This window comes from Lacrimispora amygdalina (genome assembly GCF_900205965.1).
Classification (GTDB): Bacteria; Bacillota; Clostridia; order Lachnospirales; family Lachnospiraceae; genus Lacrimispora; species Lacrimispora amygdalina_A.
In genome coordinates this window covers 63,783-86,388 of sequence record NZ_OAOF01000018.1, presented here as the reverse complement: position 1 = coordinate 86,388, position 22,606 = coordinate 63,783, and the positions used below count along the sequence as shown (strand labels likewise).

23 protein-coding genes and 1 tRNA gene are annotated in these 22,606 nt (G+C 42.4%); 10 read left to right on the top strand and 14 right to left on the bottom strand.

Annotated features, from left to right (window positions below):
* Window positions 1–93: 93 nt before the first annotated feature.
* Together CRO04_RS20315 and CRO04_RS20310 are read right to left on the bottom strand one after the other, a co-directional pair.
* Entirely contained in the window at window positions 94–1,602 is a 1,509-nt protein-coding gene (locus CRO04_RS20315) for a metallophosphoesterase family protein (protein WP_097006065.1), read from the bottom strand.
* A 210-nt stretch (window positions 1,603–1,812) separates the two neighbouring features.
* A complete protein-coding gene (locus CRO04_RS20310) occupies window positions 1,813–3,171 on the bottom strand; it encodes a citrate/2-methylcitrate synthase (RefSeq protein ID WP_097006092.1) in 1,359 nt (452 codons plus the stop codon).
* A 252-nt stretch (window positions 3,172–3,423) separates the two neighbouring features.
* Between CRO04_RS20310 and CRO04_RS20305 the strand changes: the two genes are divergently transcribed.
* From CRO04_RS20305 to CRO04_RS20285, 5 genes are all read left to right on the top strand, one after another.
* Window positions 3,424–4,074, top strand: coding sequence for a trimeric intracellular cation channel family protein (locus CRO04_RS20305; protein WP_097006064.1), 651 nt, complete (start codon window positions 3,424–3,426; stop codon window positions 4,072–4,074).
* Between the two features lie 19 nt (window positions 4,075–4,093).
* Window positions 4,094–4,789, top strand: coding sequence for a TIGR01906 family membrane protein (locus CRO04_RS20300; RefSeq protein WP_330400901.1), 696 nt, complete (start codon window positions 4,094–4,096; stop codon window positions 4,787–4,789).
* A gap of 85 nt (window positions 4,790–4,874) precedes the next feature.
* A complete protein-coding gene (locus tag CRO04_RS20295) occupies window positions 4,875–6,392 on the top strand; it encodes a serine hydrolase (protein WP_097006063.1) in 1,518 nt (505 codons plus the stop codon).
* 12 nt (window positions 6,393–6,404) lie between these two features.
* Entirely contained in the window at window positions 6,405–7,490 is a 1,086-nt protein-coding gene (locus CRO04_RS20290) for a sensor histidine kinase (RefSeq protein ID WP_242974574.1), read from the top strand.
* Window positions 7,483–8,193 (top strand): response regulator, encoded by a 711-nt coding sequence (locus CRO04_RS20285; protein ID WP_097006062.1) that lies wholly within the window; start codon window positions 7,483–7,485, stop codon window positions 8,191–8,193. Before CRO04_RS20290 ends, CRO04_RS20285 begins: the two co-directional genes overlap by 8 nt.
* On the opposite strand, the gene CRO04_RS20280 is transcribed toward CRO04_RS20285, so the two are convergent.
* The 9 genes from CRO04_RS20280 to CRO04_RS20240 form a co-directional block, all read right to left on the bottom strand.
* A complete protein-coding gene (locus CRO04_RS20280; RefSeq protein WP_097006061.1) occupies window positions 8,190–9,182 on the bottom strand; it encodes a 3'-5' exonuclease in 993 nt (330 codons plus the stop codon). The genes CRO04_RS20285 and CRO04_RS20280 overlap by 4 nt on opposite strands.
* A gap of 13 nt (window positions 9,183–9,195) precedes the next feature.
* Window positions 9,196–9,408, bottom strand: coding sequence for a DUF3006 domain-containing protein (locus CRO04_RS20275; protein WP_097006060.1), 213 nt, complete (start codon window positions 9,406–9,408; stop codon window positions 9,196–9,198).
* A 33-nt stretch (window positions 9,409–9,441) separates the two neighbouring features.
* Entirely contained in the window at window positions 9,442–10,542 is a 1,101-nt protein-coding gene (locus CRO04_RS20270) for a ComEC/Rec2 family competence protein (protein WP_097006089.1), read from the bottom strand.
* A 120-nt stretch (window positions 10,543–10,662) separates the two neighbouring features.
* The gene (locus CRO04_RS20265) at window positions 10,663–11,610 is read right to left on the bottom strand and encodes a cell wall-binding protein (RefSeq protein ID WP_097006059.1); all 948 of its coding nucleotides are present in this window, start codon (window positions 11,608–11,610) and stop codon (window positions 10,663–10,665) included.
* A gap of 57 nt (window positions 11,611–11,667) precedes the next feature.
* On the bottom strand, window positions 11,668–12,027 hold the full coding sequence (locus CRO04_RS20260) for a hypothetical protein (protein ID WP_097006058.1): 360 nt from the start codon (window positions 12,025–12,027) through the stop codon (window positions 11,668–11,670).
* Between the two features lie 168 nt (window positions 12,028–12,195).
* Window positions 12,196–13,005 (bottom strand): alpha/beta fold hydrolase, encoded by an 810-nt coding sequence (locus CRO04_RS20255; RefSeq protein WP_097006057.1) that lies wholly within the window; start codon window positions 13,003–13,005, stop codon window positions 12,196–12,198.
* Window positions 13,006–13,064: 59 nt separating this feature from the next.
* Complete coding sequence (locus CRO04_RS20250; RefSeq protein ID WP_097006056.1) at window positions 13,065–13,589, bottom strand: permease; 525 nt, start codon at window positions 13,587–13,589, stop codon at window positions 13,065–13,067.
* A gap of 1 nt (window position 13,590) precedes the next feature.
* Window positions 13,591–14,070, bottom strand: a complete 480-nt coding sequence (locus tag CRO04_RS20245; RefSeq protein ID WP_097006055.1) for a permease — start codon at window positions 14,068–14,070, stop codon at window positions 13,591–13,593.
* 56 nt (window positions 14,071–14,126) lie between these two features.
* Window positions 14,127–14,876 (bottom strand): GntR family transcriptional regulator, encoded by a 750-nt coding sequence (locus tag CRO04_RS20240; protein WP_097006054.1) that lies wholly within the window; start codon window positions 14,874–14,876, stop codon window positions 14,127–14,129.
* Between the two features lie 265 nt (window positions 14,877–15,141).
* Between CRO04_RS20240 and CRO04_RS20235 the strand changes: the two genes are divergently transcribed.
* The 5 genes from CRO04_RS20235 to CRO04_RS20215 all read left to right on the top strand — a co-directional run bounded on the left by CRO04_RS20235 (window position 15,142) and on the right by CRO04_RS20215 (window position 19,915).
* Complete coding sequence (locus CRO04_RS20235) at window positions 15,142–16,164, top strand: alcohol dehydrogenase catalytic domain-containing protein (protein ID WP_207654490.1); 1,023 nt, start codon at window positions 15,142–15,144, stop codon at window positions 16,162–16,164.
* Between the two features lie 35 nt (window positions 16,165–16,199).
* Window positions 16,200–17,216, top strand: coding sequence for a TRAP transporter substrate-binding protein (locus tag CRO04_RS20230; RefSeq protein WP_097006052.1), 1,017 nt, complete (start codon window positions 16,200–16,202; stop codon window positions 17,214–17,216).
* A 27-nt stretch (window positions 17,217–17,243) separates the two neighbouring features.
* Window positions 17,244–17,762, top strand: a complete 519-nt coding sequence (locus CRO04_RS20225) for a TRAP transporter small permease (protein ID WP_097006051.1) — start codon at window positions 17,244–17,246, stop codon at window positions 17,760–17,762.
* Between the two features lie 9 nt (window positions 17,763–17,771).
* Complete coding sequence (locus CRO04_RS20220) at window positions 17,772–19,064, top strand: TRAP transporter large permease (RefSeq protein WP_097006050.1); 1,293 nt, start codon at window positions 17,772–17,774, stop codon at window positions 19,062–19,064.
* A 149-nt stretch (window positions 19,065–19,213) separates the two neighbouring features.
* Complete coding sequence (locus CRO04_RS20215; RefSeq protein ID WP_097006049.1) at window positions 19,214–19,915, top strand: 4'-phosphopantetheinyl transferase family protein; 702 nt, start codon at window positions 19,214–19,216, stop codon at window positions 19,913–19,915.
* Window positions 19,916–19,964: 49 nt separating this feature from the next.
* Here the strand turns inward: CRO04_RS20215 and CRO04_RS20210 are convergent.
* The 3 genes from CRO04_RS20210 to gdhA all read right to left on the bottom strand — a co-directional run bounded on the left by CRO04_RS20210 (window position 19,965) and on the right by gdhA (window position 22,499).
* Window positions 19,965–20,038 (bottom strand) — tRNA-Arg (locus tag CRO04_RS20210).
* An 83-nt stretch (window positions 20,039–20,121) separates the two neighbouring features.
* Window positions 20,122–21,009, bottom strand: a complete 888-nt coding sequence (locus tag CRO04_RS20205) for a DUF3881 family protein (RefSeq protein WP_097006048.1) — start codon at window positions 21,007–21,009, stop codon at window positions 20,122–20,124.
* A 155-nt stretch (window positions 21,010–21,164) separates the two neighbouring features.
* Window positions 21,165–22,499: an NADP-specific glutamate dehydrogenase gene (gene gdhA / locus CRO04_RS20200; RefSeq protein ID WP_097006047.1), complete on the bottom strand. Its 1,335-nt coding sequence runs from the start codon at window positions 22,497–22,499 to the stop codon at window positions 21,165–21,167.
* Between the last annotated feature and the right edge of the window lie 107 nt (window positions 22,500–22,606).

Here is a 22,606-nt window from a genome sequence, read left to right as displayed (position 1 = left end):
TTATGGCGGCTCCTTTCTCAACAGTTCCGTATTCTTTTCATAAAACCGGGACATTCTGACTCCGTCATATGCCCCGGTTATCTCCGCATAAAATTACCTTCTGGATGCGCTCGTCTTTTTCAGTTCGTATGTATCATCAATTTTCCGGGTCTTCCCGTCCGCAATCTCATAGGTATCAATTGCAAAGGTATTACTGTTAATACGAATGACGGAATAGGTGGGATTCCAGTTCTGGTTTCTTACTGCAATATAATCCTGTTTCCCCGGGATCAGCTCATAGTATTTACTTCCTGTGGCAGAATTGGCTTCCATATAAAGAGTCCCATCCCCATTCGTCACACCGCCGGACATGGTATTTGCAATGGTGTAACAGTTATTCTGAGCCTGATAGGATGCATCTGAATAAGGAAATACATTCCCTGCCTCATCCGATACATTATCCCAGTCATGGAAATTATAATTGGAATGGGTTTTAGAATCGGATTTCAATAAATAGCTTCTGGAATATGTATGGTCATGCCCCTGCAGTACCACATCTACATCATATTTATCCATCAGAGGAGTCAGCTGGGTACGGAGCACGATACCATCAGAGTCAGAGTGGTCAAGACCGCTTCCGTAAATATCCTGATGGATCATAACAATTCTCCAGTTTGTATATGGATAAGTCTCAACTGCCTGGCGCATGGCCTGTTCATGTTCTGCGCAATTATAGTTGTTTGTATTGAGTACGACATATAACGCAGGACCGTATTTGTAGAAATAGTCGCCCCCTGCAGTGGTTTTCCCCAGCTGTGTATCATTGGGATTATTAAAATGGTAACTGTAGCTTTCATTGGTGGAATCATGGTTTCCAATGGTGGTTGAAACAGGAAGGGATTTTATCCAGTCCGCATTTAAAAAACCTGCATACTCGATCTCATTTCCAGGATCTTTTCCGTTCACATTCTTGTTAATCTGATCTCCTGCGGAAAGTATAAAACTGATATCCGGATTTTCGTTCATTGCTGTGTTAAGCGTCTTGTTCCAGCTGAACGCATCATTGCGGGCTGCCGTATTCAATTTTGATTTATTTTCCAGCTTATCTCCTCTGGATGTACTCTGACCCTTGGATGCCCCGATCTGGGGATCGCCCACATAGAGCATGGAATAGCTGTTAAAATTATGAGTCTTAAAAGACGCCGTATCGGAAGGTGCACCATTTCTATAATAACGATAATAGTATGTGGTATTTTCGGTCAGGGAATCTGCCGTTACCCGGTTGCTTAAATATCCGTCAATTGCAGGGACCGTACTTCCTTCAAAGGTAACAGACTGTCCCATATCGCTGCGTTTGGAGATTTCTATCTTTGGAGTTGCTGTTCCATCGGTTTTGGAGTACCATGCAAAGTTTAATTTTGTCTCATCTTCACCAGGAGTAAGGGCTATTTTTTCATAATCCCGGCTTACCTGTGTCTCCCATTTCTGCGTCCATGCATCCCAGGCCTGATCCATCGTGGAATCAGAAAAATGCTCCGTTGCCGCATATACATATCCTCCCGCCAATACTGCCGTTATGGCAGCCAAAATAAAAGCAGCTGCATAATTCTTCCTGCTCTTCATACTTAAATCCTCCTTATACTCCACGGTTTCATATTCCTACTCAAATTTTAACAATGGAAGCGCCTCTCATTTTCTAAAGAATAAAACTCCCGGTTCCAATATTCAAGATACTTTGCAAAAGCTTTACAAACTATATCTGATCTTTACATGATGGACCAGCGGATTTACATAAAAAAACAGGCTCCTCAGCCTGTTTTTAATGTTCTGTTATTATCTGGATTCCAAAGGATTATAGGATTCCTCCTGCATGACACTGACATAAGCCGGACGTATAATCTTATCCATATTAATCAGTTCCTCAATCCGGTGGGCACTCCAGCCGACAATCCTTGCTATAGCAAAAATAGGGGTGAATAATTCCTTCGGTATGTCAAGCATACTGTAAACAAACCCGCTGTAAAAGTCAACATTTGCACTGACTCCTTTATAAATGCGGCGCTCTTCGCCGATTACCTTGGGGGCCAGCCGTTCAATGGCTGAGTACAGGTTAAAATCTTCCAGACGTCCCTTTTCTTCTGATAACTGCTTTACAAATCTTTTAAATATCTCTGCACGGGGATCGGATTTGGAGTAGACAGCATGTCCCATGCCGTAAATCAGTCCTTTCCGGTCAAATGCTTCCTTATGAAGCAGTTTCCTTAAGTACCCCTCCACTTCTTCCTCATTCTTCCAGTCGTGGACCTCTTTCCTTAGATCTGCCATCATTTCCACTACTTTAATATTGGCACCGCCGTGCTTTGGCCCTTTTAATGAAGCCAGCGCCGCAGCCACTACGCTGTACGTATCGGTTCCTGAGGAGGTTACCACATGGGTTGTAAACGTGGAGTTATTGCCGCCCCCGTGTTCCATATGGAGAATGAGTGCCAGATCAAGTACATGGGCTTCCACTTTGGAATACTTCATGTCCGGTCTTAAGAGTCTTAATATATTCTCTGCAGTGGACAGCTTTTCATCCGGTCTGTGGATATACATGCTTCCGTCCCTCTCATAATGATTATATGCGTGATAACCATAGACAGCCAGCATTGGCATGACGCTGATTAACATCAGACTCTGGCGAAGCACATTTGGTACTGATATGTCCCCAGCTTTTTCATCATAGGCAGACAGAGTCAGTATGCTTCTGGCAAGAGTTGACATCATGTCATGGCTGGGCGCCTTCATCACCACATCCCTGACAAAATTGGTAGGAAGTGTTCTGCTGTAGCCTAATGTCTGGGTGAAACGCTCCAGCTTCTTTTTATCCGGTAATTCCCCAAACAGCAGAAGATAGGCGATCTCTTCAAACCCATACCTTTCGTCTTTCACTACCCCGTTTACAAGATCATTAATATTATATCCTCTGTAGTAAAGCTCTCCCTCGCAAGGCACTTTCTCACCGTCTATTATTTTACTGGACAAGATCTTTGACACTTTGGTCAGCCCGGCAACCACTCCGTTGCCCTTCTTATCTCTAAGCCCCCTCTTTACATCGTATTTGTCGTAGGATTCTAAGTCTATCCGCTCATCATTTAAACAGATGTCAGACCACTCCTTTACATTTTTTTCAAAGTTTTTCTGATCAATCATGCAAACACCTCTTTCTGAAAACAGGTCATCATGTTCCGCCGTTTTACCGAATGCAGTACCCTCTCCTTTCCCTGCTGTAACCATTTTCCAACTGTTCACTTTTGAACTTTTTCATATAATATATAATTTCAAAGAAAAAATCAAGATATTTTTTTTACTGACTGATTTATCACTTCTTTTGCATATTGACAAACGCTCTCACAACTCTTATACTTGCCTTAATTTCCTATAAGAACTCATCGGAGGTTATCCATGAAAATAGAGTTGTCTCTGCTTTTCTTTGTAGAAGCAATCGGTACAATTGCCTTTGCATCCTCAGGAGCCATGGTCGCTGTAAAAAAGCAGATGGATTTACTTGGAATCATTGTTCTCGGCGTCACCACAGCGGTAGGGGGAGGTATGCTGCGGGATATTATTATTGGCAATATTCCTCCCTCGCTGTTTACAGACCCGGTATACGTATTACTTGCCTTTATAACGGTTATGCTTCTATTTATCACAGTAAGACGGAACCAGAACTTTCTCTTAGAATGCCACATGGCATCCTTCGAAAAGATTATGAATATCTTTGATGCCATAGGACTCGGTGCTTTTACAGTGGTGGGAATTGATACCGCAGTTTTAGCCGGCTACGGTGATTATCATTTTCTCATTATATTTCTTGGTGTCATAACCGGTGTGGGCGGTGGAATTCTGCGCGATATTATGGCTGGCCAGACCCCTAATGTTTTAAAAAAACACATCTATGCATGTGCTTCTATTGCAGGTGCCATGCTGTACGCCAGTCTGATGCCCCATATCAACGGCAATATTGCCATGCTGGCAGGTGCTGCAGCCGTAATCATAATCCGTCTGCTGGCTACCCGGTTTTGCTGGAATCTGCCTACTGCCGTTAATAAATAACAGAATCAGGAGGTTACTCATGAATCGTATCATGCAATATACTATTGGTATTGTTTTTTCTTTCTGCCTTATGATCGTACTATTATTTACATCTGTGGAGGCAGCCGTATACTGGACACCAGGATACTTTGAAAAGGAATATGCCAAATACAATGTTACAGAGGCAGTCTCCATGACTATGGACGATCTGCTGGATGTTACAGACCAGATGATGGCCTATTTAAAAGGAAACCGTGCGGATCTTCACGTGGAAACTACGATGGGAGGAGTTCACCGGGAATTTTTCAGTGCCAGGGAAATTGCACACATGAAAGACGTTCAGGGACTGTTTTTAGGTGCCATGTCCATTCGCAGAGGATGTCTCATGGTAATGGCTCTGTGTCTGATCATTCTTATGCTCTTAAAAACAAGCTGGGGCAGCACCTTTCCTAAATCTGTGTTAACGGGAAGCGGTTTATTCTTTGTGGGTTCTGCTGTTATAGCAGGAATTATATCTACTGATTTTACCAGGTATTTCATACTGTTCCATCATCTGTTTTTTACTAATGATTTCTGGATGCTGGATCCGGCAGCGGACATGCTGATCAATATTGTACCGGAAGGATTTTTTCGGGACACCGTATTTTATATAGGCTTTCTCTACTTTTCTTCCGTCGCGATACTCCTGATTTTATGCGTCATTCTTATGCGCAAATGGAGGAAAAATCACAAATAATCTTTACTTGTTATCCCAAATCACATATACTGTAAATTGAAGTATTCTATAAAACCGAAACATAACAATGGAGAGACTATTGAATATGACCCAATTTACGAAAAAAATTTTTAACTTCTTCCTTTGCCTGTTTTTATGTGTCTCATCCTTTCCTGGAACCGCAATGGCAGCTGCTGACTGGCCGGACAATGTATCCGTAGAGGCAGATGGTGCGATCTTAATCGATGCAGACACCGGTACAATTCTCTGGGGGAAGAATATACACAACCAGTATTTTCCCGCAAGCATTACCAAAGTAATGACTGCACTGCTGGTGATAGAAAACTGCCAGTTAGATGATACTGTTACGTTTTCCCATGACGCAGTCTTTAACGTAGAATCCGGGAGCAGCAATGCCGGAATCAACGAGGGGGACCAGCTCTCTGTGAAAGACTGTCTTTATGCACTTTTGCTTCGATCTGCCAATGAGTCGGCCAATGCTCTGGCCGAGCATGTTGCAGGAAGCAGGGAAGCATTTGCAGACATGATGAACGCAAAAGCAAAGGAGCTTGGGTGCACAAATACCCATTTTGCCAATCCAAGCGGTTTAAATAATCCGGATCATTATACCTCCCCCTATGATATGGCACTTATTGCCAAAGCCGCCTTTCAAAATCCCGTCTTTGAAGAGATCGATTCCACCACCTATTACAAACTTCCCCCTAATTCCATTAACAAAGAGGGGCTCGCCATCTCTCCGGGACATAAGATGATGAAGAAAAGCACTCCTTTTTATTATCCTGATATTGTCGGGGGAAAAACAGGATATACCACCCTTGCCGGCAATACACTGGTTACGTGTGCGGAAAGAAACGGATTGAAGCTTATCACAGTTATTCTGAAGGGATCCACTCCCCAGTACTGGGCTGACACCAGGAATCTTATGGAGTTTGGATTTAATAATTTTACCTCATTAAAGGCAGCTGAATACGAAAAAACCTATAGCTCCATAACCAATGATTTAAATTTCAGCGGACTTTCCATTACCAGACCGGAAGCTCTGGTGCTTGATCCTGACAGCCGGATCGTATTACCGAAAACGGCTGACTTTTATGATGCAAAACCGGAACTGAGCTATGACATATCAAAAGGTGATCCGGAGAATGCAATTGCCAGAATTAACTATCGTTATAAGGACCGGGTTGTGGGTTCTACATTTCTGGAAATTAATCATTCTCTGGTTGAGTCTGCTGTTAAATCAAAGCTGGCCGATGCACCCGGTAATGGAGAGGAAGCATCCCCGGAGGCAGTGGACGCTTCTGCAGACCGGGCAGCCCAGGCTTACAGAGAAAAAGCCTTAAGACCTTTTGAAATTCCGCTGACTGTCTGGCTCATTCTTGGCAGTGTGGGATTTGTCTTTGTGGCCGGTGGACTTGCCTCATTTTTCATCTATAAAAAACACAGGGATGAACAGGAGTCTCTGATCCGGAGGGAACAACGGCTGAAACGACTGAAGGAATCCGGTGTCTCCGCAGACGAATTCGACTCCCTTTTGCAGCAGCGGCGAGGAATCTATACCTCAAGAAAAAAAGGCTGGAAAAAAAATAAATTTAAATTTCGCTAAATGGGAGGAGTCATGAAAAATACCATGACAAAAAAAGAACTGGTATGGAATATTCTGGTTACCCTGTTTGCGCTGACCTTAGCAACCATTGTATCCTATCTGCTGGTCTTTGTTGGGGGACACCCCACCAACGTCAGTATCGTCTATATGATGGCAGTTGTATTGATCTCGCGGTATTCAAACGGATATGTGCCCGGTGTTGTGGCGTCCTTTATCAGTGTTGTCTGCGTTAATCTGGTTTTTACCTATCCATATATGCACCTGAATTTTGCAATGGATGGGTATCCCATCACCTTTATTGCTCTTATGGTGATATCCAGTATTACAAGCGCCACCACAACGCATTTAAAGCATCAGAATAAAATCATACACGAACGAGAAAAACTTCTGATGGATGCCGAAAAAGAAGCAATGCGGGCAAATCTTCTGCGGGCTATCTCTCATGATCTGAGAACTCCACTGACCGGAATCATCGGAGCAAGCAGTTCCTACTTAGAAAACCACCATACAATGACGGAAGAAGAAAAAGCGGGTCTGGTCGGCGATATCCGGGAAGATGCCAACTGGCTTCTTACTATGGTGGAAAATTTATTGAGCGTTACCAGAATCAGAGGTTCGAAAGCGCAGGTAACAAAGTCACTGGAATCCGTAGAGGAAGTGGTATCGGAAGCAGTCCTGCGGTTTCATAAGCGTTTTCCTGATACTATGGTACGGGTCACTGTGCCAGATGAGCTGGTTATGGTTCCCATGGATGCCACACTAATCGAACAGGTCATTATAAATTTATTGGAAAATGCGGTTTATCACTCTAATTCCAAAGACCCGGTCAGTATAACCCTTTCCAGGGAAGAGGGTTATGCAAGGTTTGACATTCGGGACCGTGGGATCGGGATTGAACCAGACAGACTGTCTAATATTTTTGACGGATATACCTCTTTCCCTAACCGCAGCGTTGATTCTCACAAGGGTATGGGAATCGGTCTTTCCATCTGCAAAACAATAATCACTGCACATAATGGCACCATAACAGCAGGCAATGAATCATCAGGTGCAGTTTTTACATTTACATTACCGTTGGGAGAGAATATTTGTGAATAAATTTACAATAGCAATTATTGAAGACGAAAAGAACATCTTAAGTTTTATTGAGAGTACTTTGCAAAGACATGATTATAAGGTGATCCATGCATTGAATGGAAAAGACGGTCTGGCTATCATCAGTTCCAATTGTCCAGACGTAATTCTGTTGGATTTAGGACTGCCCGATATCGACGGAATGGATATAATCCGTAATGTAAGAAGCTGGTCTGCAATTCCCATCATTGTTATTTCTGCCAGAACCCAGGAACAGGAAAAAGTAGCAGCCCTTGATTATGGTGCTGACGATTATATCACCAAACCTTTTGGAACCAGTGAGCTTCTGGCCAGAATCCGTACTACACTGCGTCACGGAAAATCCACCATCAGTACCATTGACGGCTCAGTAGTTCAGGCTCCCTATCAATACAAAGGTCTGGTGATAGACTTTGTAAAACGTCTTGTTACATTGAACGGACATGTGGTCCATTTAACTCAGATTGAATATAAGCTGGTATCCCTTCTTGCAGAAAACTCAGGCAGAGTTCTTACCTATGATTTCATGATCAACCATATCTGGGGGCCTTATGCAGACAATAACAACCAGATTCTAAGAGTCAATATGGCACATATCCGGAGAAAAATTGAACTAAATCCCGGGGAACCAAATTATATTTTTACAGAAATCGGTGTTGGCTACCGAATGCAGGAAAGCGAATATTAAGGAGGAGGGAATTTCCCCTTCTTCTTGTTCTGTTTACGTGTTTTGGTTTTTTCAACCCGTTTCTTTTTCGCCTCTTCTTTTTTCTCATAGATCTCGTCAATCTCGTCCTCGCCAATCAGCTTCATGGTCTTTACCACATAGACCATTCCCTCATCATTGCGTCTTAGCCGGATCTTTCCCTTTACATTTCCGTGAACCGGACAGCAGCCCAGTGCCGTATAAAACTTTTGGTTCACTGAAAACCACCTGATTTTTTTCCTCAGCATTCGATTACACTTACAGCAGATTAAGTCAGTTACTGTCTTGTCCTCAATAGCCGCCTGTTTTGATTCAAAGGACCTTGAAATATATTTGGAATATCCGGGAAAAACCAGATAGACCTCTTCCTCTTTATTTGCAGGAAGGCAGTAATAATCCGTTGACCAGTATGCCTCAACCTTCTTAAAATCCATTTTACTCATGATCCGCCCTGTATAATGGGCGTCATCAAGTGCTCTGTGAAATGGCCGGTCCTCCATGACTTCTGATTCTATAACAGCCACATCCAAAGAGACCCGGTCTTTCCCGTCCCCTTCTAAAAGGCTGTAAAGCTTTTGAATATCATAGTAAAGAAGCGGCTTTTTAAAAGGGTTTGGCAGCTTAAAATAAGTAATATTCCGCTGAAGCTCTGTTAAATCCATGGACCCCCAGGTACAAAATACCGGATCATTCCCGCACCAGAGAAAAAACTCTTTCACAGCCTCCTCAAAGCAGATTCCCTCTTCCATCAGAGTCTGTTGATCCATATGGGTCACTTCCAGTATCTTTTCATGGAGCTCTGTGTAAACCTTAGGCTTAATGAGCCTCCTGTATTCTCCAATTTCTTCCATGGCTTCATTCAGCCTTACTGCTCCGATTTCAATGATTTCAAAGGGAAAATGATCGACTGCTTCCTCCTTCCCTCCGGCATTCTGGTTCCATTCCAGATCCAGTACAATGTAATTTTTCATATATTCAGATCCTTTATTTTATGAGTCTGTTCAGTTTCTCACGCATCTTCTGTCTGCGGCGGTCTGTTGCTTCCCTGTCAACCTGGAAAGCTCCGTTTGTTTTTAAAAGAACATCCCCTTCTTTGGCTTCACCGGGAATCTCTTTTAAAGAAAATTTCTCCATACTTCCGCTTTCATTCTCACAGATCACCATCTCCTGTTCGATCCGGTCTATGATATATTGCATGACCTTCTTCCCCCCCTTCATACCAGTTGTTATCTATGGATTACAGCTTTTGCAGGGTTTTAATCCCTGATCAATCAGCTCTTGTCTGTTACCATTAAATTGCCTGCGATTTTCCGCTTTAATGGATTCAGCCAGTCTGCAGTCCGGCAGGTGGAATTTTCCTGTATTTGTATTAATGATATACTCACTGCCAGATTCCGTCTCTTCTGTTTGCTTTGATGTTCCCTGACCGGTATCGTTCTGTCCCATAACCCGAAGGTCAGTTCCGTCACTTTCAATAACTATGGTACCAAGCTGGTCCGTCCTCAAGACCCTGATTCCCTGCTTTTCTAATAAATCCAGTGTCTCTTTGTGAGGATGACCGTAATCATTATTCTTCCCGCATGAGATCACCGCATACCGGGGGCTCACAGCCTGGATAAATTCCGGGGATGATGAGGTGCTGCTTCCATGGTGGGATACTTTTAAAACATCCGCTTTTAACGCAAGCCCGCCTGACAGCATATCCTCCTCTGCTTCCTTTTCCGCATCTCCGCATAAAACAAAGCTGGTTTCTCCGAATACCAGCCGTATGCCAATGGACCAGTTATTTAAATTATCGTCGTAATCCCGGTTAGGCGAGATAATCTGAAAAGATGCAGCTCCCAGAGAATAGCTTTCTCCTGCCTTTGGTATGGTGATTTTACAGTTCCTGTCTGCAATGGCATCAAGCAGCCGTTCGTAAGTCCTGGTAGTATGCTCCTTTTCCGGAAGCAGAACATCAGCGACCTTAAATTCCCGTATCACACCTTCCAGTCCTCCAATGTGGTCTGAATGAGGATGGGTTCCGATTACATAATCCAGGTTTCTGACTCCCTGTGCCTTCAAATAACTGATAACCGTTTCCGTTTGATCTCTTTCTCCTGCATCAATGAGCATATAATGACCATTTGCTTCAATAAGGGTGCTGTCTCCCTGACCTACGTCGATAAAATGAAGCGCTGCCATGGAGTCTTCCCTTTGTTTTTCAGACTCTCCCTGTGCGGCTGCACTGGAAGAGTCAGATCCCGTTACACTGCCTGCACAGCCTGTCAGGCAAATCATACACAGAACAGCTGCCAGTGCCAGAATCCGCTTTATCGTGTTTCCAGCCATATTAGTTGTCATATCCATCTGCTCCTTCGTGTTATTATATGATAGAATTCCTTATTCTACAAGCGTTTCCTTACATCAAAAACGGACTGCTAAAAGCAGCCCGTCCATATAAGATCATCATTAGGGAAGTCTTGCCCCGTCTGATCCGACTCTTGCTCCGTCAGGTGTGCTGCCACCCGTAAGCATATGTCCGGTCTCCGTATCACAGTAATACTGCTTCCCATTCCAGTCGATCCAGCCCGTTGCCATATATCCCTCTTCATTAAAAAAATACCATTCACCGTTAATGTTCTGCCAGCTGTTTTTCGGATAGCTTCCATCCCCATACAGATACCACCAGCCTGTCTGATCCTGTTTCCAGCTGCCTGCATAATTCATGTAATTGGATTCTGCATCATCCTTATTAACGTACTGAGATGGAGATTCTACCCATTCTCCTTTGTTTTCCGGTTTCTTTGCATTCACCGGACGAACCTGAAACTTATAGTTCCCTTCTCTCGTTATGAAACTGCCAAGCTCCATACTTGTCTTATCCGTTGTCTTAACAGTTCCTGTTGCTTTTCCGTCACGGTAAAGCTTAACTTCATAGTATCCTGCCCCCACTGACGCAGTCCAGTTTGCAATATGAGTCCCATTCCATGCTGCAGAGCTGATTGCCTGTGTAAATTCATTCACTGGTGGCAGATCCATAGTCAGAATCAACGTCTGGCTAAAATCTTCCTTTTTTTGCTTTACATAAGTTCCCCCATTAATCGTAAAGCTGTTTTCAATTGTGCTGAAATAATAATCATCGTCACAATGCAATGTTACTTCTAATCTGGGAATATCATTATCCGTCCATGTAAAACCATCATTGATAAATTCACACTTATCAACCTCGATTTTATTGCTTTTAGCCGTTACTTCTGCCTGCTGTTCAGAGATCGTTCCTCCAGGAGCAATATCGGCCGATACCGTCAGATTTACAGTTGTAATCTTCTTTCTGGAAGCAGCCGATGCAGTGGTGCAGTTCATCCCTGCTGCCAGTGCTGCCGTCAGCACCAGTGCCAAAATCTTTCTCATATTCATGCAGCATTCCTCACCTTTCCATATGATTCATACAATTAAAAATTGTATTATTTTCCATTATAACTCAGATGGATCGATTTGTGAATGGTTAAGATCACACCAATTCCGGTGTATGGCTGATTGCCGAACTTTCCAATAATCTTCCTGATAGGAATTTACTGTATCATGCTGGGACTTGGATTCATTTTTTCTGCTTAATTCCACGGCCTGATTCGTTAAGGCACGGTCTACCTTTTTCATTATGGAATCCCACTTTTTATCGGACATATTTATCGTATTATCATTTTCTGAATCATCATTAATCTTTTGTATTATTTTAAATTTCCAATTCAATACCTCATCTCTAAATGCATCTCTGCCGGTCTTTTTGTATGATGCATCAGTTTGTATATGTCTGCTTAAACCTGCTATTTCCATAACAATCTGCCCCCTAGTGTAAAATCATATCTGTCTATAATATCGGCTTATATTTATTAAATATAAGCATAAGTCCTGAAGGCGCTGCATAAAAAACAATCAAAAACAGGACAGCAGAAAGTACCAATCTGGCTGCTTCTTACCGCCCTGTTTCATACACTTTAATTCTTACTCTGCAAAATCCGCCAGCGCCTGATTAAATTCATCTTTTTGATCATAAAATGCACCATGTCCGCTGAATTCAAATGGCAGAAGAATGGAATTTTTAATGTACTGATGCTGTATCTCACCTAATGAAAACGGAACTACCTTGTCATGAATTCCATGAATAATCAGAGTGGGAACGCAGATTTCCGTCAGATCCTGAAACAGCACTTCCTGAATCCAGGTATTTGCTACCTTAGCCGTAGCCCAGCCTGCCGCCTGCAACCCCACCTGCAGAAACCATTGAGAAAAAGGTTCGGTTATATGCTGAAAAAAGAAAATGTCTCCAAAGTTCCTGAGCATAGCAGGCCGGTCTTCATATGTCCCGTTTATAATATCCGTTACTGTCTGCAGATCAAGACCATAGGGGAAATTCTGCCGCTTGATCAGACTTGGAGCTGCCGCCGCAAATAAGGCAAGCTTTGATACTCCATGACATTTATGCCGTGCCATGTACCGTATGGCAATGGCACCTCCGGTAGAATGACCAGCCAGCGTAATATTTTTCAGCCCCAGTACATCAATAACTTCTCTCACATCATCTGCAAGTCTGTCATAGTCGTATCCGCAATAAGGCTTATCTGAGTCCCCGAATCCCCTTGTATCAATTCCAATGCACCGAAATCCCATATTCGGGAGAACATCAAACTGATATTCAAACAGCTTGCGGCTTCCCGGCCATCCATGAAGGAACAAAATTGTTTTTTCACATTCCGGATTTAAATCTTCCACGTAGATATTGACATTTCCGTCAACCGTGATATAATAACCCATAATCTCATTTCTAACCTTTTTGGTTTATACTATTCATATAACTTCAGTGTGGTACGCGATTATGCCATATTTTCAGAATTTTCGTAAATCTCTTCAATCTCCCTTTTGGATATCAGTTTTGTCAGTAAAAATGCAATGAGAATAATCCCGGGAATATCAATAACCAGTCTTGTAAGAGCGAATTTTAATCCCAGGGACTCAATTTCAAACATCAGCATGGGGATTTTTGTTGTGGACCATGCACCTATAAAAATCATGAGATTTAAAAACTTCACCCCTTTTTTCATGAATACTGCTGCCACCGGAAAAGCTCCGTACAGAGGACCTGCCGCTGCCGAGCCAATGACAAACGCAAGGAATATCCCTTTTAGCCCCGATCCCTCCCCCATGTATTTAACCATGGTGGTTCTTGGCACCCATACATCAAGAAGGCCCAATAGTAAAAAGATAGGCGGAAGAACAAAAAACATCTGTCTTAACTGCATTCCCGCATTGTTCACTGCCAGAGCTGCAGATCTCCGGTCAAAAACTGCTATCAGCCCTATCACAAGTATGATGATTAATGGATAACGATATCGTCTCATATTACCCGGTCACCTCCTTTATTAAGAATGCCACACCTAATGAGAAAAGAAACGCCAGTATATTCCGGTACAATGTCATTTTTTTGCTGAAATATTTCATTTCAACCGGCATGGTAACGATTCCCACCATGGTCAGTGTGGACACAAATGCTCCTATCTGCATATAGCCTGCTCCCGATTTAAGAAGCATAGAGGCTGTAGGAAATGCCACAAACGGGGGAATCATGGTGATAGATCCCACTACAGCAGCAAGCATAACTCCGCCCCACCCGGACTCCCCTCCGATCAGCCTGGATATCAGGCCGGTATTTAAATAAGTAAGCAGCACACTGATGAAAAGTATCATGGTCAGCAGCTGAGGCAGTATGTTTTCCAGTGATTTCCATGATTTCTTCAATGCTAATCTTGTTTTATCTTTATCCTTTTGAAAAGAGACAATTAAACCAATTAAAGCAAGTCCGTAAAAAATATAAGTCTCCATCCTGTTCCTCCTGTTATTCTTCTGATAAATGAATCCGGCTTCTTTATCAACCTCAATTATTGCAAATCCTTTTGTTTTAAAAAGTCTGACTCCCACATATTAACTGCATTGGCTGCTGCCGGAATATCTGTTTCAAATAAGTCAGGATACCGGTTAAACAGAGACTGAAATTCCGTTACTTTATCTGTAATATGTTCATGAATCAGAAGTTTCAGACCGGCAGCGTCTTTTTTCAATATCAAATCTACCATAGTCTTATGCTGATTCAATGTCTGTTGCAGTGTGGACATATCAGATAAAGATAACAGCCTGATTCTTAAATAATGCCCGGACATATTCAATACAGTATTCAGGCAGAACTCATGCCCAGTAACCCGAAAGGGAACGCTGTGCATCGTATCGTCATACACCAAAAATTTTCTGGCATCTAAGCTTTTTACGGCACTCTCCTGAGCTTCAATGGCAGCTCTCATTTCATCAATATCGGACTTTTGGTAAATCTCAAGAAATTCTTCCATGACACGTTCTTCAATGCAGGAACGCAGAAATCTCTCATCTTTTACACGGGCAGCATTAATCTTGGAAACGATGGTACCTTTTTTAGGAATTGTAACAACCAGTCCTTCCTTTTCAAGCTGTATCAACGCATCACGGATTGGAGAACGGCTTACATTCAAAAACTTCTCAAGCTCATTAATATTAATTGTTTCTCCTGGTTTAATATGCAGATAAAGGATTTTTCTGCCTATAAAATCATACACCGTTTCATCCGTGGATAAATTTGTCTGACTCTCCTGTTTTCCCATTTTAATTCCCCTTCGTCATATATACTAATAAAAATACATGTTAATTATATAACAGCTCATTATCAAATTCAAATTCTATTTCGCTTTCTGTTTAATATCCGTTTTTGGATATTATATACAAATTTCACATAAAATATTTAGTATATTTGATAAATTGACACCCCCAGTTAATAATGTTATAAAGTTATTATAATCTGATATATATCACTTATATATTATATAAATATATCAGATATGATACAACAAAAACATAAAGGAGGGTTATATGAAGCAAATTTCAGTAAAGGCTCCGTTCCAGTACTGCGTTGAGGAAACGGAACGTCCAAAACCGTCGAGAGGTGAAGTTCTTATCAAGATGAAGGCAGCCGGGGTATGCGGTTCAGATTTTCATTTATTTTTGGGAGAGAACCCGATGGCGGAGTTTCCCCGCATTCCAGGACATGAAAATGCAGGAATCATTGAAGAAATCGGGGAGGGAGTCACAAAATTTAAGAAAGGGGACCATGTTGTTGTCGATCTGGTAGTTGCCTGCGGCAGCTGTAAGCAGTGTAAAAACGGAAGGCGAAACATCTGCAGAACAGTAAAGGCACGGGGTGCTGCAGTGGATGGCGGCTGGAGGGAATATTTCACTGCTGCCGAGCATGAAGTTTATCTGCTGCCGGAAGATCTGCCCTTTGAGGAAGCTGCCTTAATTGAGCCCTTTGCTATTGGCGGCCACTGTACCAAAAGGGCTGGTGTGCAGGAAAGTGATGTTGTACTTATTCTGGGTATGGGGACGATCGGTTCTATTATTTTGCAGGTCTGCAAGGAAAAAGGGTGTAAAGTAATCTGTGCGGATATCAAAGAAAACTTTCTGAATCGGGCAGCGAATTTTGGTGCTGACTTAACCGTTAATACCAGAACAGAAAATTTAAATTCCCGGATACAGGAATATACCAATGGGGAGGGTGCAGATGTAATTTTTGATGCAGCCGGTTATCCAGGGTCACTGACTATGCTTCTGGAAAATGGCATTCCTGCCAATGGCGCCCGTATCGTACCACTGGGTTTCTGTACATCTGCTGAGCGTATAACCCAAAGCATGATAAACGGCAGAGAGCTTTCTATCATTGGAACACGCATGTCATCCGGACAATTTGAGCCTGCAATAGAAAAGTTCCGGCAGAAAGCCTACCGGCTGGATGGTATTGTCAGTGATACTATTTTATTTTCAGAAATCGACCAGGTGTTTAAAAATATGCAGAACCCACCAGAGGGAATGGCAAAAATGGTCATTTTATTTGAATAATCAAAACATTCAAAGAACGTTTAGGAGGAGTTACTATGAAAAAAAGATTTACTGCTATTGTTTTATCCGTTATTACAGTTTTTTCTCTCGCAGCCTGTCAGACTCAGGGGGGTACTGAAGCTGCTGAAAAGATAGTCACAATCAAGGTGGGCGACAACTGGAGTGCTTCTCATCCCATGGCCGCTGCTCTGGATAATATATTCAAACCCATGATTGAAGAAAAAAGCAACGGTACTATCAAAGTGGAACTTTATCATTCCGGTACACTGGGCAATGAAGGGGATTTATGGGATGGAGTCCGCAACGGCACAATTGAGATTGCAATTGTTGGAACGCCCATGAATCAGGAATATCCCACCATGTTAATCTCCGACTGGCCTTTTTTATACCGTGATCTAAATCATGCAAAAAAAGTATGGACAGGCAGCATTGCGGAAGAGATCAGCAATGAGTTTCATGAAAAATTTCCCACCGCCTATATGCTTGGCTGGGGGCCAAACAGCGCAAGAACCTTTACCAGCAATAAACCGCTTACCAGTGTTGATGATTTTAACGGTCAGAAGTTCCGTATGCCAAGCAATCCCATTCACGTAGGCATAGCTGAAAATCTTGGCGCTTCTGCCCAGGTAATCCCGCTTGGCGAGCTGTTCTCCGCACTGGAAACCGGAGTGGTTGACGGTCAGGATAATGGTATGGTAACGGTAATCAGCGAAGCCTTTTATGAAGTACAGAAATATATTTACGAAACAAATCATATTATTTCAACCCTGGAAATTGTTGCCTCTGCCAGCTTTTTAGATGCTTTAAGTGAAAACCAGCAGCAGATTATCCGTGAGGCTGCAAAAGCTTCCTGTGAGAATGCGTGGGATGAGTACATAAAAAGTGTTGACACAGACCGTCAGTTCCTAAAGGATCACGGTGTAACAGTAACAGAATGTACGGCGCAGGATAAAGAAAAAATCGTGGGGCAGATCAAACCCCTTACCGATAAGCTTTACCAGGAAAATCCATGGGCAAAAGAACTGACAGAGAAAATTAAAGCAGTCCAATAATGATCTATCCATTCACAGGAGGTGCCTATGAGCCGGCTGTTAAATGCCCTTTTTAAAGGAATTGAAGTTCTGATATCCATTGCCCTTGCGGTAATGATTCTACTTGTTTTTACAAACGTAATACTGCGTTTTATTTTTGATACCGGATTTGCCTGGTCGGAAGAGGTGGCTCGAATCAGTTTCATCTATCTGGTCTACTTTGGATCAATTGAAGCCATGCGTGACAACCGACATCTTCTGATTGATTCGGTACTTATCCGATTACCGGCCACATCCCAGAAACTGCTGTATACACTGATACAGGGACTTATTATATGGCTTATGACCTCTCTTACTGCAGGCAGTTACGGTCTTATGCTGCAAAATTACCATAACAAATGGGTTGCGACCGGCCTTCCTGTATGGCTTGTATATCTTGCCGGGTTTATCATGGGCATATCCATCTTACTTCTGGCTGCAGGCAATATTTTTAAACTATGGGTAATGAAATGTACGGTAAAAGACCTGATAACCCCACAGGATGAAGGTGCGTCAACAATTGAATAAGGAGGAACCATGTCAATCTTAATTTATTTTTTACTATTTTTGATCGGCGGAATCGCAATTGGTCTGCCTATTGCTTACGCACTTATTCTTTGCGGTGCTGCCACTGCTATGGTACTTGGAGGCAACAACGTTAACCCGCAGATCATCGCGGCGCAGCTTATGCGGGGAACCGACAGCGTTACCATGATGGCACTCCCCTTTTTTGTCCTTGCCGGTGAGTTAATGAACCGTGGCGGCCTTACGAACCGGATTATTAAATTCTGCAACATTTTCGTAGGACGGTTTCGCGGCGGCCTTGGTTATGTAACCATATTGGCTTGTCTGATGTTTGCAAGCCTGGTAGGGTCTGCGGTTGCAAGCACTGCCGCACTTGGGGCAATTTTGATTCCCATGATGGTAGATTCCGGATATGACCGTGCAAAAGCCTCCGGTCTTGTAGCCAGTTCTAATCTTGTAGCTCCTATTATGCCGCCGTCTATTCCAATGATTGTATATGGTGTCGCAGCCGGCTGCTCAATCAAATCCCTCTTTTTAGGCGGAATTGCTCCTGCAGCTTACTTAACAATTATTATGTGTGGTGTCTGGTTTTTCGTCACCAGAAAGGACAACTTAGAAGCGGATACAACAAAATACTCATTTCGGGAAGTCATGAAGATTTTTATTAACGGATTATGGGCATTGTTACTGCCGCTTATTATCTTGTTTGGTCTTAGAGGAGGTGTTTTCACTGCTACAGAGGCAGGTGTAATTGCAGTTGTTTACGCTATTGCTGTAGGTGTTTTTGTTTACAGAGAACTGAAATTTAAGGATTTAATTAAGGCTTTCGTAGCTGCTGCTAAAATGTCCAGTGTTGTCATGTTTCTGGCTGCCACTGCACAGGTTGCTGCCTATATGATGACTATATCCCGGATTCCCCAGATGCTGACAGAATCATTACATGGTCTTACTGCAAATCCTGCACTGTTAAACCTGGTACTTCAGATTATCATTATTATTATGGGAACCTGCATTGATGTTGTTCCAACCATCTTAATCATGACACCTATTATGCTTCCACTGATCCACGCTGCCGGAATAGATCCCATTTATTTCGGTGTGGTATTTACCCTTGCCAATGTACTTGGACTCACATCTCCACCCGTAGGTCCTGTACTGAATGTTGCCTGTGCTACAGGAAAGGTAAGTATGGAAAAAATCATTAAACCTGTTATGCCTTACTATGTACTCCAGGTGATCCTGGTGTTTGCACTTATTCTCTTTCCGCCTTTAGTTACAGTACCATTAAAATGGCTTGGTGGTTAATGGGAAACTTATAAATGCCTGGAGTATTCCAGGCATGCTTTTTTCAGTAAGTTTAATGAAATATAAAGTTCAGGTAACCATTTAATCTAAAAGATATGGTATAATACATATGTAACTACCATAAATATCCATAGAATTGAGTACCTTTGATGAAACAGGCATATGAATTATATATACTTTCCTGCAATAATATTAATAGCAGCATTTTAAAAACATTTATACAGCTTCTAAGCCAGGAGCGCCAAAAAAAGGCCATAAAATACCGGCATGAAATTGATATAGCCCGAACTGTCTGTGGGGAAATGCTGCTGCGTTACGGTCTTTCTAAAAGATCGGGATCTGCCATACCGGAAACTCCACTTCAATTTACCTATAATCCATATGGCAAACCAATTCTGCCGGACTATCCTGATGTTTCCTTTAATATTTCACATTCCGGAGACTTGGTTGCATGCGCTGTTTCAGATTCTGATATCGGAATTGATATTGAGCAGATAAGCTTAGATATGGATTTAGACATTGCAAACCACTATTTTCATGAAAAAGAAATACAATTAATAAACTCAGTTACAGCACCTGAATCGTATCATTACTTTTTCCGGTTTTGGACAGCAAAAGAAAGCTACTTAAAATGTATTGGGAAAGGGCTGGGAGAACCTCTGAATAATTTCTATGTATCAGAAAAGACTATTACTTTAGAAAATCACCCCACTCCCTACCTCATAAATTACTATAAAATATCAGATGATTATGCACTCTCGGTTTGCAGCCCCTCTTCTTATACAGCGCCTGCATTACCTGTTTACGTATCTATAGAAGATCTTATCGTTGGTAGGATTTACTTTCCATAGCACACCTAAAAAAAGGTACCGAAAACCAGACGGCTTCGGTACCCTATCCTGTTCCCGAGGTGATTTGAACACCCGGCCTACCGCTTAGGAGGCGGTCGCTCTATCCAGCTGAGCTACGGAAACATCTCTGTGCCGCAGGAAACCTGCAGCACAGTCCAAAACTTATTATATTCAAAATTATAGATTTCGTCAAGTCTATCTTGGATTTATTCTACGTTTTCCTTGAATTTTACTGTTCCCTGCATCCAGATCTGTCCTTTAAATCTGCGCCCTATTTCAGGCGTACCTGTTAAATCTTTTTTTGCTATACAGACATGGAATATTAAATCACTGCACTCAAGAGTGAAATCATAAACTTCTTCTTCCGTAATCTGGTTCTTTTTCTCATCGATTTTAATGATTTCACCAATCACAGAATACTGGTCGCATTCTACGCCGCAGGGCATAAAACAGGAATCAATAATCGAATATAAGTCTTCCTTCATCACACGCCTGGATGCCTGGGAGTAAAGATCAATATCTTCAATGGTAAGTGTCTCCATGGCATCTTCATCCCCGTTCTTTGCGGCTTCCAGCAGATTGTTGCGGTCCTTTGCAGCGACTTTCGCTTTTTCCCTCTGCTTATCTGACTTCTGAATCGGGAGAAGTACCTTTCCGCTGACTGCAAGACCGGTAAGGCATGAATAGCTGGTATCCATGGAATGATGGTCTATGAGCCGTTCTCTGCATTCAAAGGAATTGTCTATATAAAAGATTAGAGAAATTCCAACTTTATATTCGTCTAAAAGTCCGGCATAGGTTTCCCGTTCCGTATGACGCTGTATGGAGCATGACACCTCCGAAGTTATATCGCTGCTTTTTAAATAGGGGTAATAGTACATTCTTTGAAACTTTCCATCCCGGTCCATCTCTCCATAGATGGCAATCCCCATACCAGGAGCCGCTTCTCTGCGGATTTCACACAGATTGGACTCTTCGTCAATCTGAATCCTTCTCATGTCGGACAGATCTTCACAGAGCCTATCCAGCAGCTTATCAATATCCCTGTCTTTTTCATAAAGACTGAAACCAATGGTTCTTAAGAATTTGTGCATAGAATCATCACCTGCTTTCTGTTTTTCTAAGATAATTTTCAGGAAAACAATAAGGCGAAGAACACTCCGCCTCAAGCCTTACCGTTTATTATATACTAAAACATTTGATAATTCCAGTAAAATTTTTGATGATAACAAATTTAAGTCCACCGGTCTTATACGACGCCCTGCGCCATCATGGCCTCTACCACTTTCTCAAATCCCGCAATATTGGCCCCTGCCACATAATTTCCCTTTACGCCGTAACGTTTCGCAGCTTTCGCAGTCTTTTCGTAGATTCCTACCATGATATCATGAAGCTTCTTATCCACTTCATCAAAACTCCAGGAAAGCCTTAAACTGTTCTGGCTCATCTCCAGTGCGGAAGTTGCCACTCCGCCTGCATTAGCTGCCTTGCCAGGCATAAACATTACTGCATTCTCCAGGAAGAAATCGGTTGCCTCTCTGGTAGACGGCATGTTTGCACCTTCTGCAACTGCAAAACAGCCGTTTGCTTTCAACTTTTTGGCATCCTCTAAATTCAATTCATTCTGAGTGGCACAGGGAAGAGCAATATCACATGGAACGTTCCAGATCCCCCTTCCTTCTGTGTAGACTGAAGAAGCCACTTCATTTGCATATTCTTTAATCCGTCCTCTTCGAACTTCCTTGATTTGTTTTACTACATCAAGGCGTATGCCATTCTTATCATAAATATATCCATTGGAATCGCTTAAAGCTACTACCTTAGCTCCCAGCTGAATTGCCTTTTCTGATGCATAGATCGCCACATTCCCTGATCCTGATATTACCAGATTCTTTCCTTCTAAGTCTCTGCCGTTATGTTTGAGCATCTCATCAAGAATGTAGATCAACCCATAACCGGTCGCCTGGGTACGTACCAGGGATCCTCCGTAGGTAAGCCCCTTTCCGGTAAGAACCCCCTCATAAAGCCCGGTCATGCGCTTATATTGACCGTATAGATAGCCGATCTCTCTTGCTCCTACGCCGATATCTCCTGCCGGTACATCCTGATCTGCACCAATGTATTTGGATAATTCGGTCATAAAACTCTGGCAAAATGACATAACTTCTCTGTCTGATTTACCCTTCGGATCAAAATCAGATCCTCCTTTTCCTCCGCCAATGGGAAGTCCGGTTAAAGAATTTTTAAACGTCTGTTCAAAACCCAAAAATTTTAAAATCCCCTGGTTTACAGAAGGATGAAGTCTTAATCCTCCCTTGTAAGGCCCGATTGCGCTGTTAAACTGTACTCGAAATCCCTTATTTACTCTTACCTGACCGCTGTCATCTACCCACGGTACACGAAAAGAAATAATACGTTCAGGCTCTACCAGGCGCTCCAAAAGTGCCGCTTTTCTGTATTTTGCTTCATTGGCATCAATAACTATGCGCAGTGAATCAAGAACTTCCTTCACTGCCTGGTGAAACTCCCCTTCACCTGGGTTCTGTTTTACGACTCTGTCATAAACTTCATCCACGTAGGACATAATATTCTTTCCCCCTAAGTTAATAAATGAAAGTTATTTCAAATGTTAAAATAAGACCGGAACTCTTAAAAGTTCCGGCCTTATATCCTCACCATAACTTTTTAAAA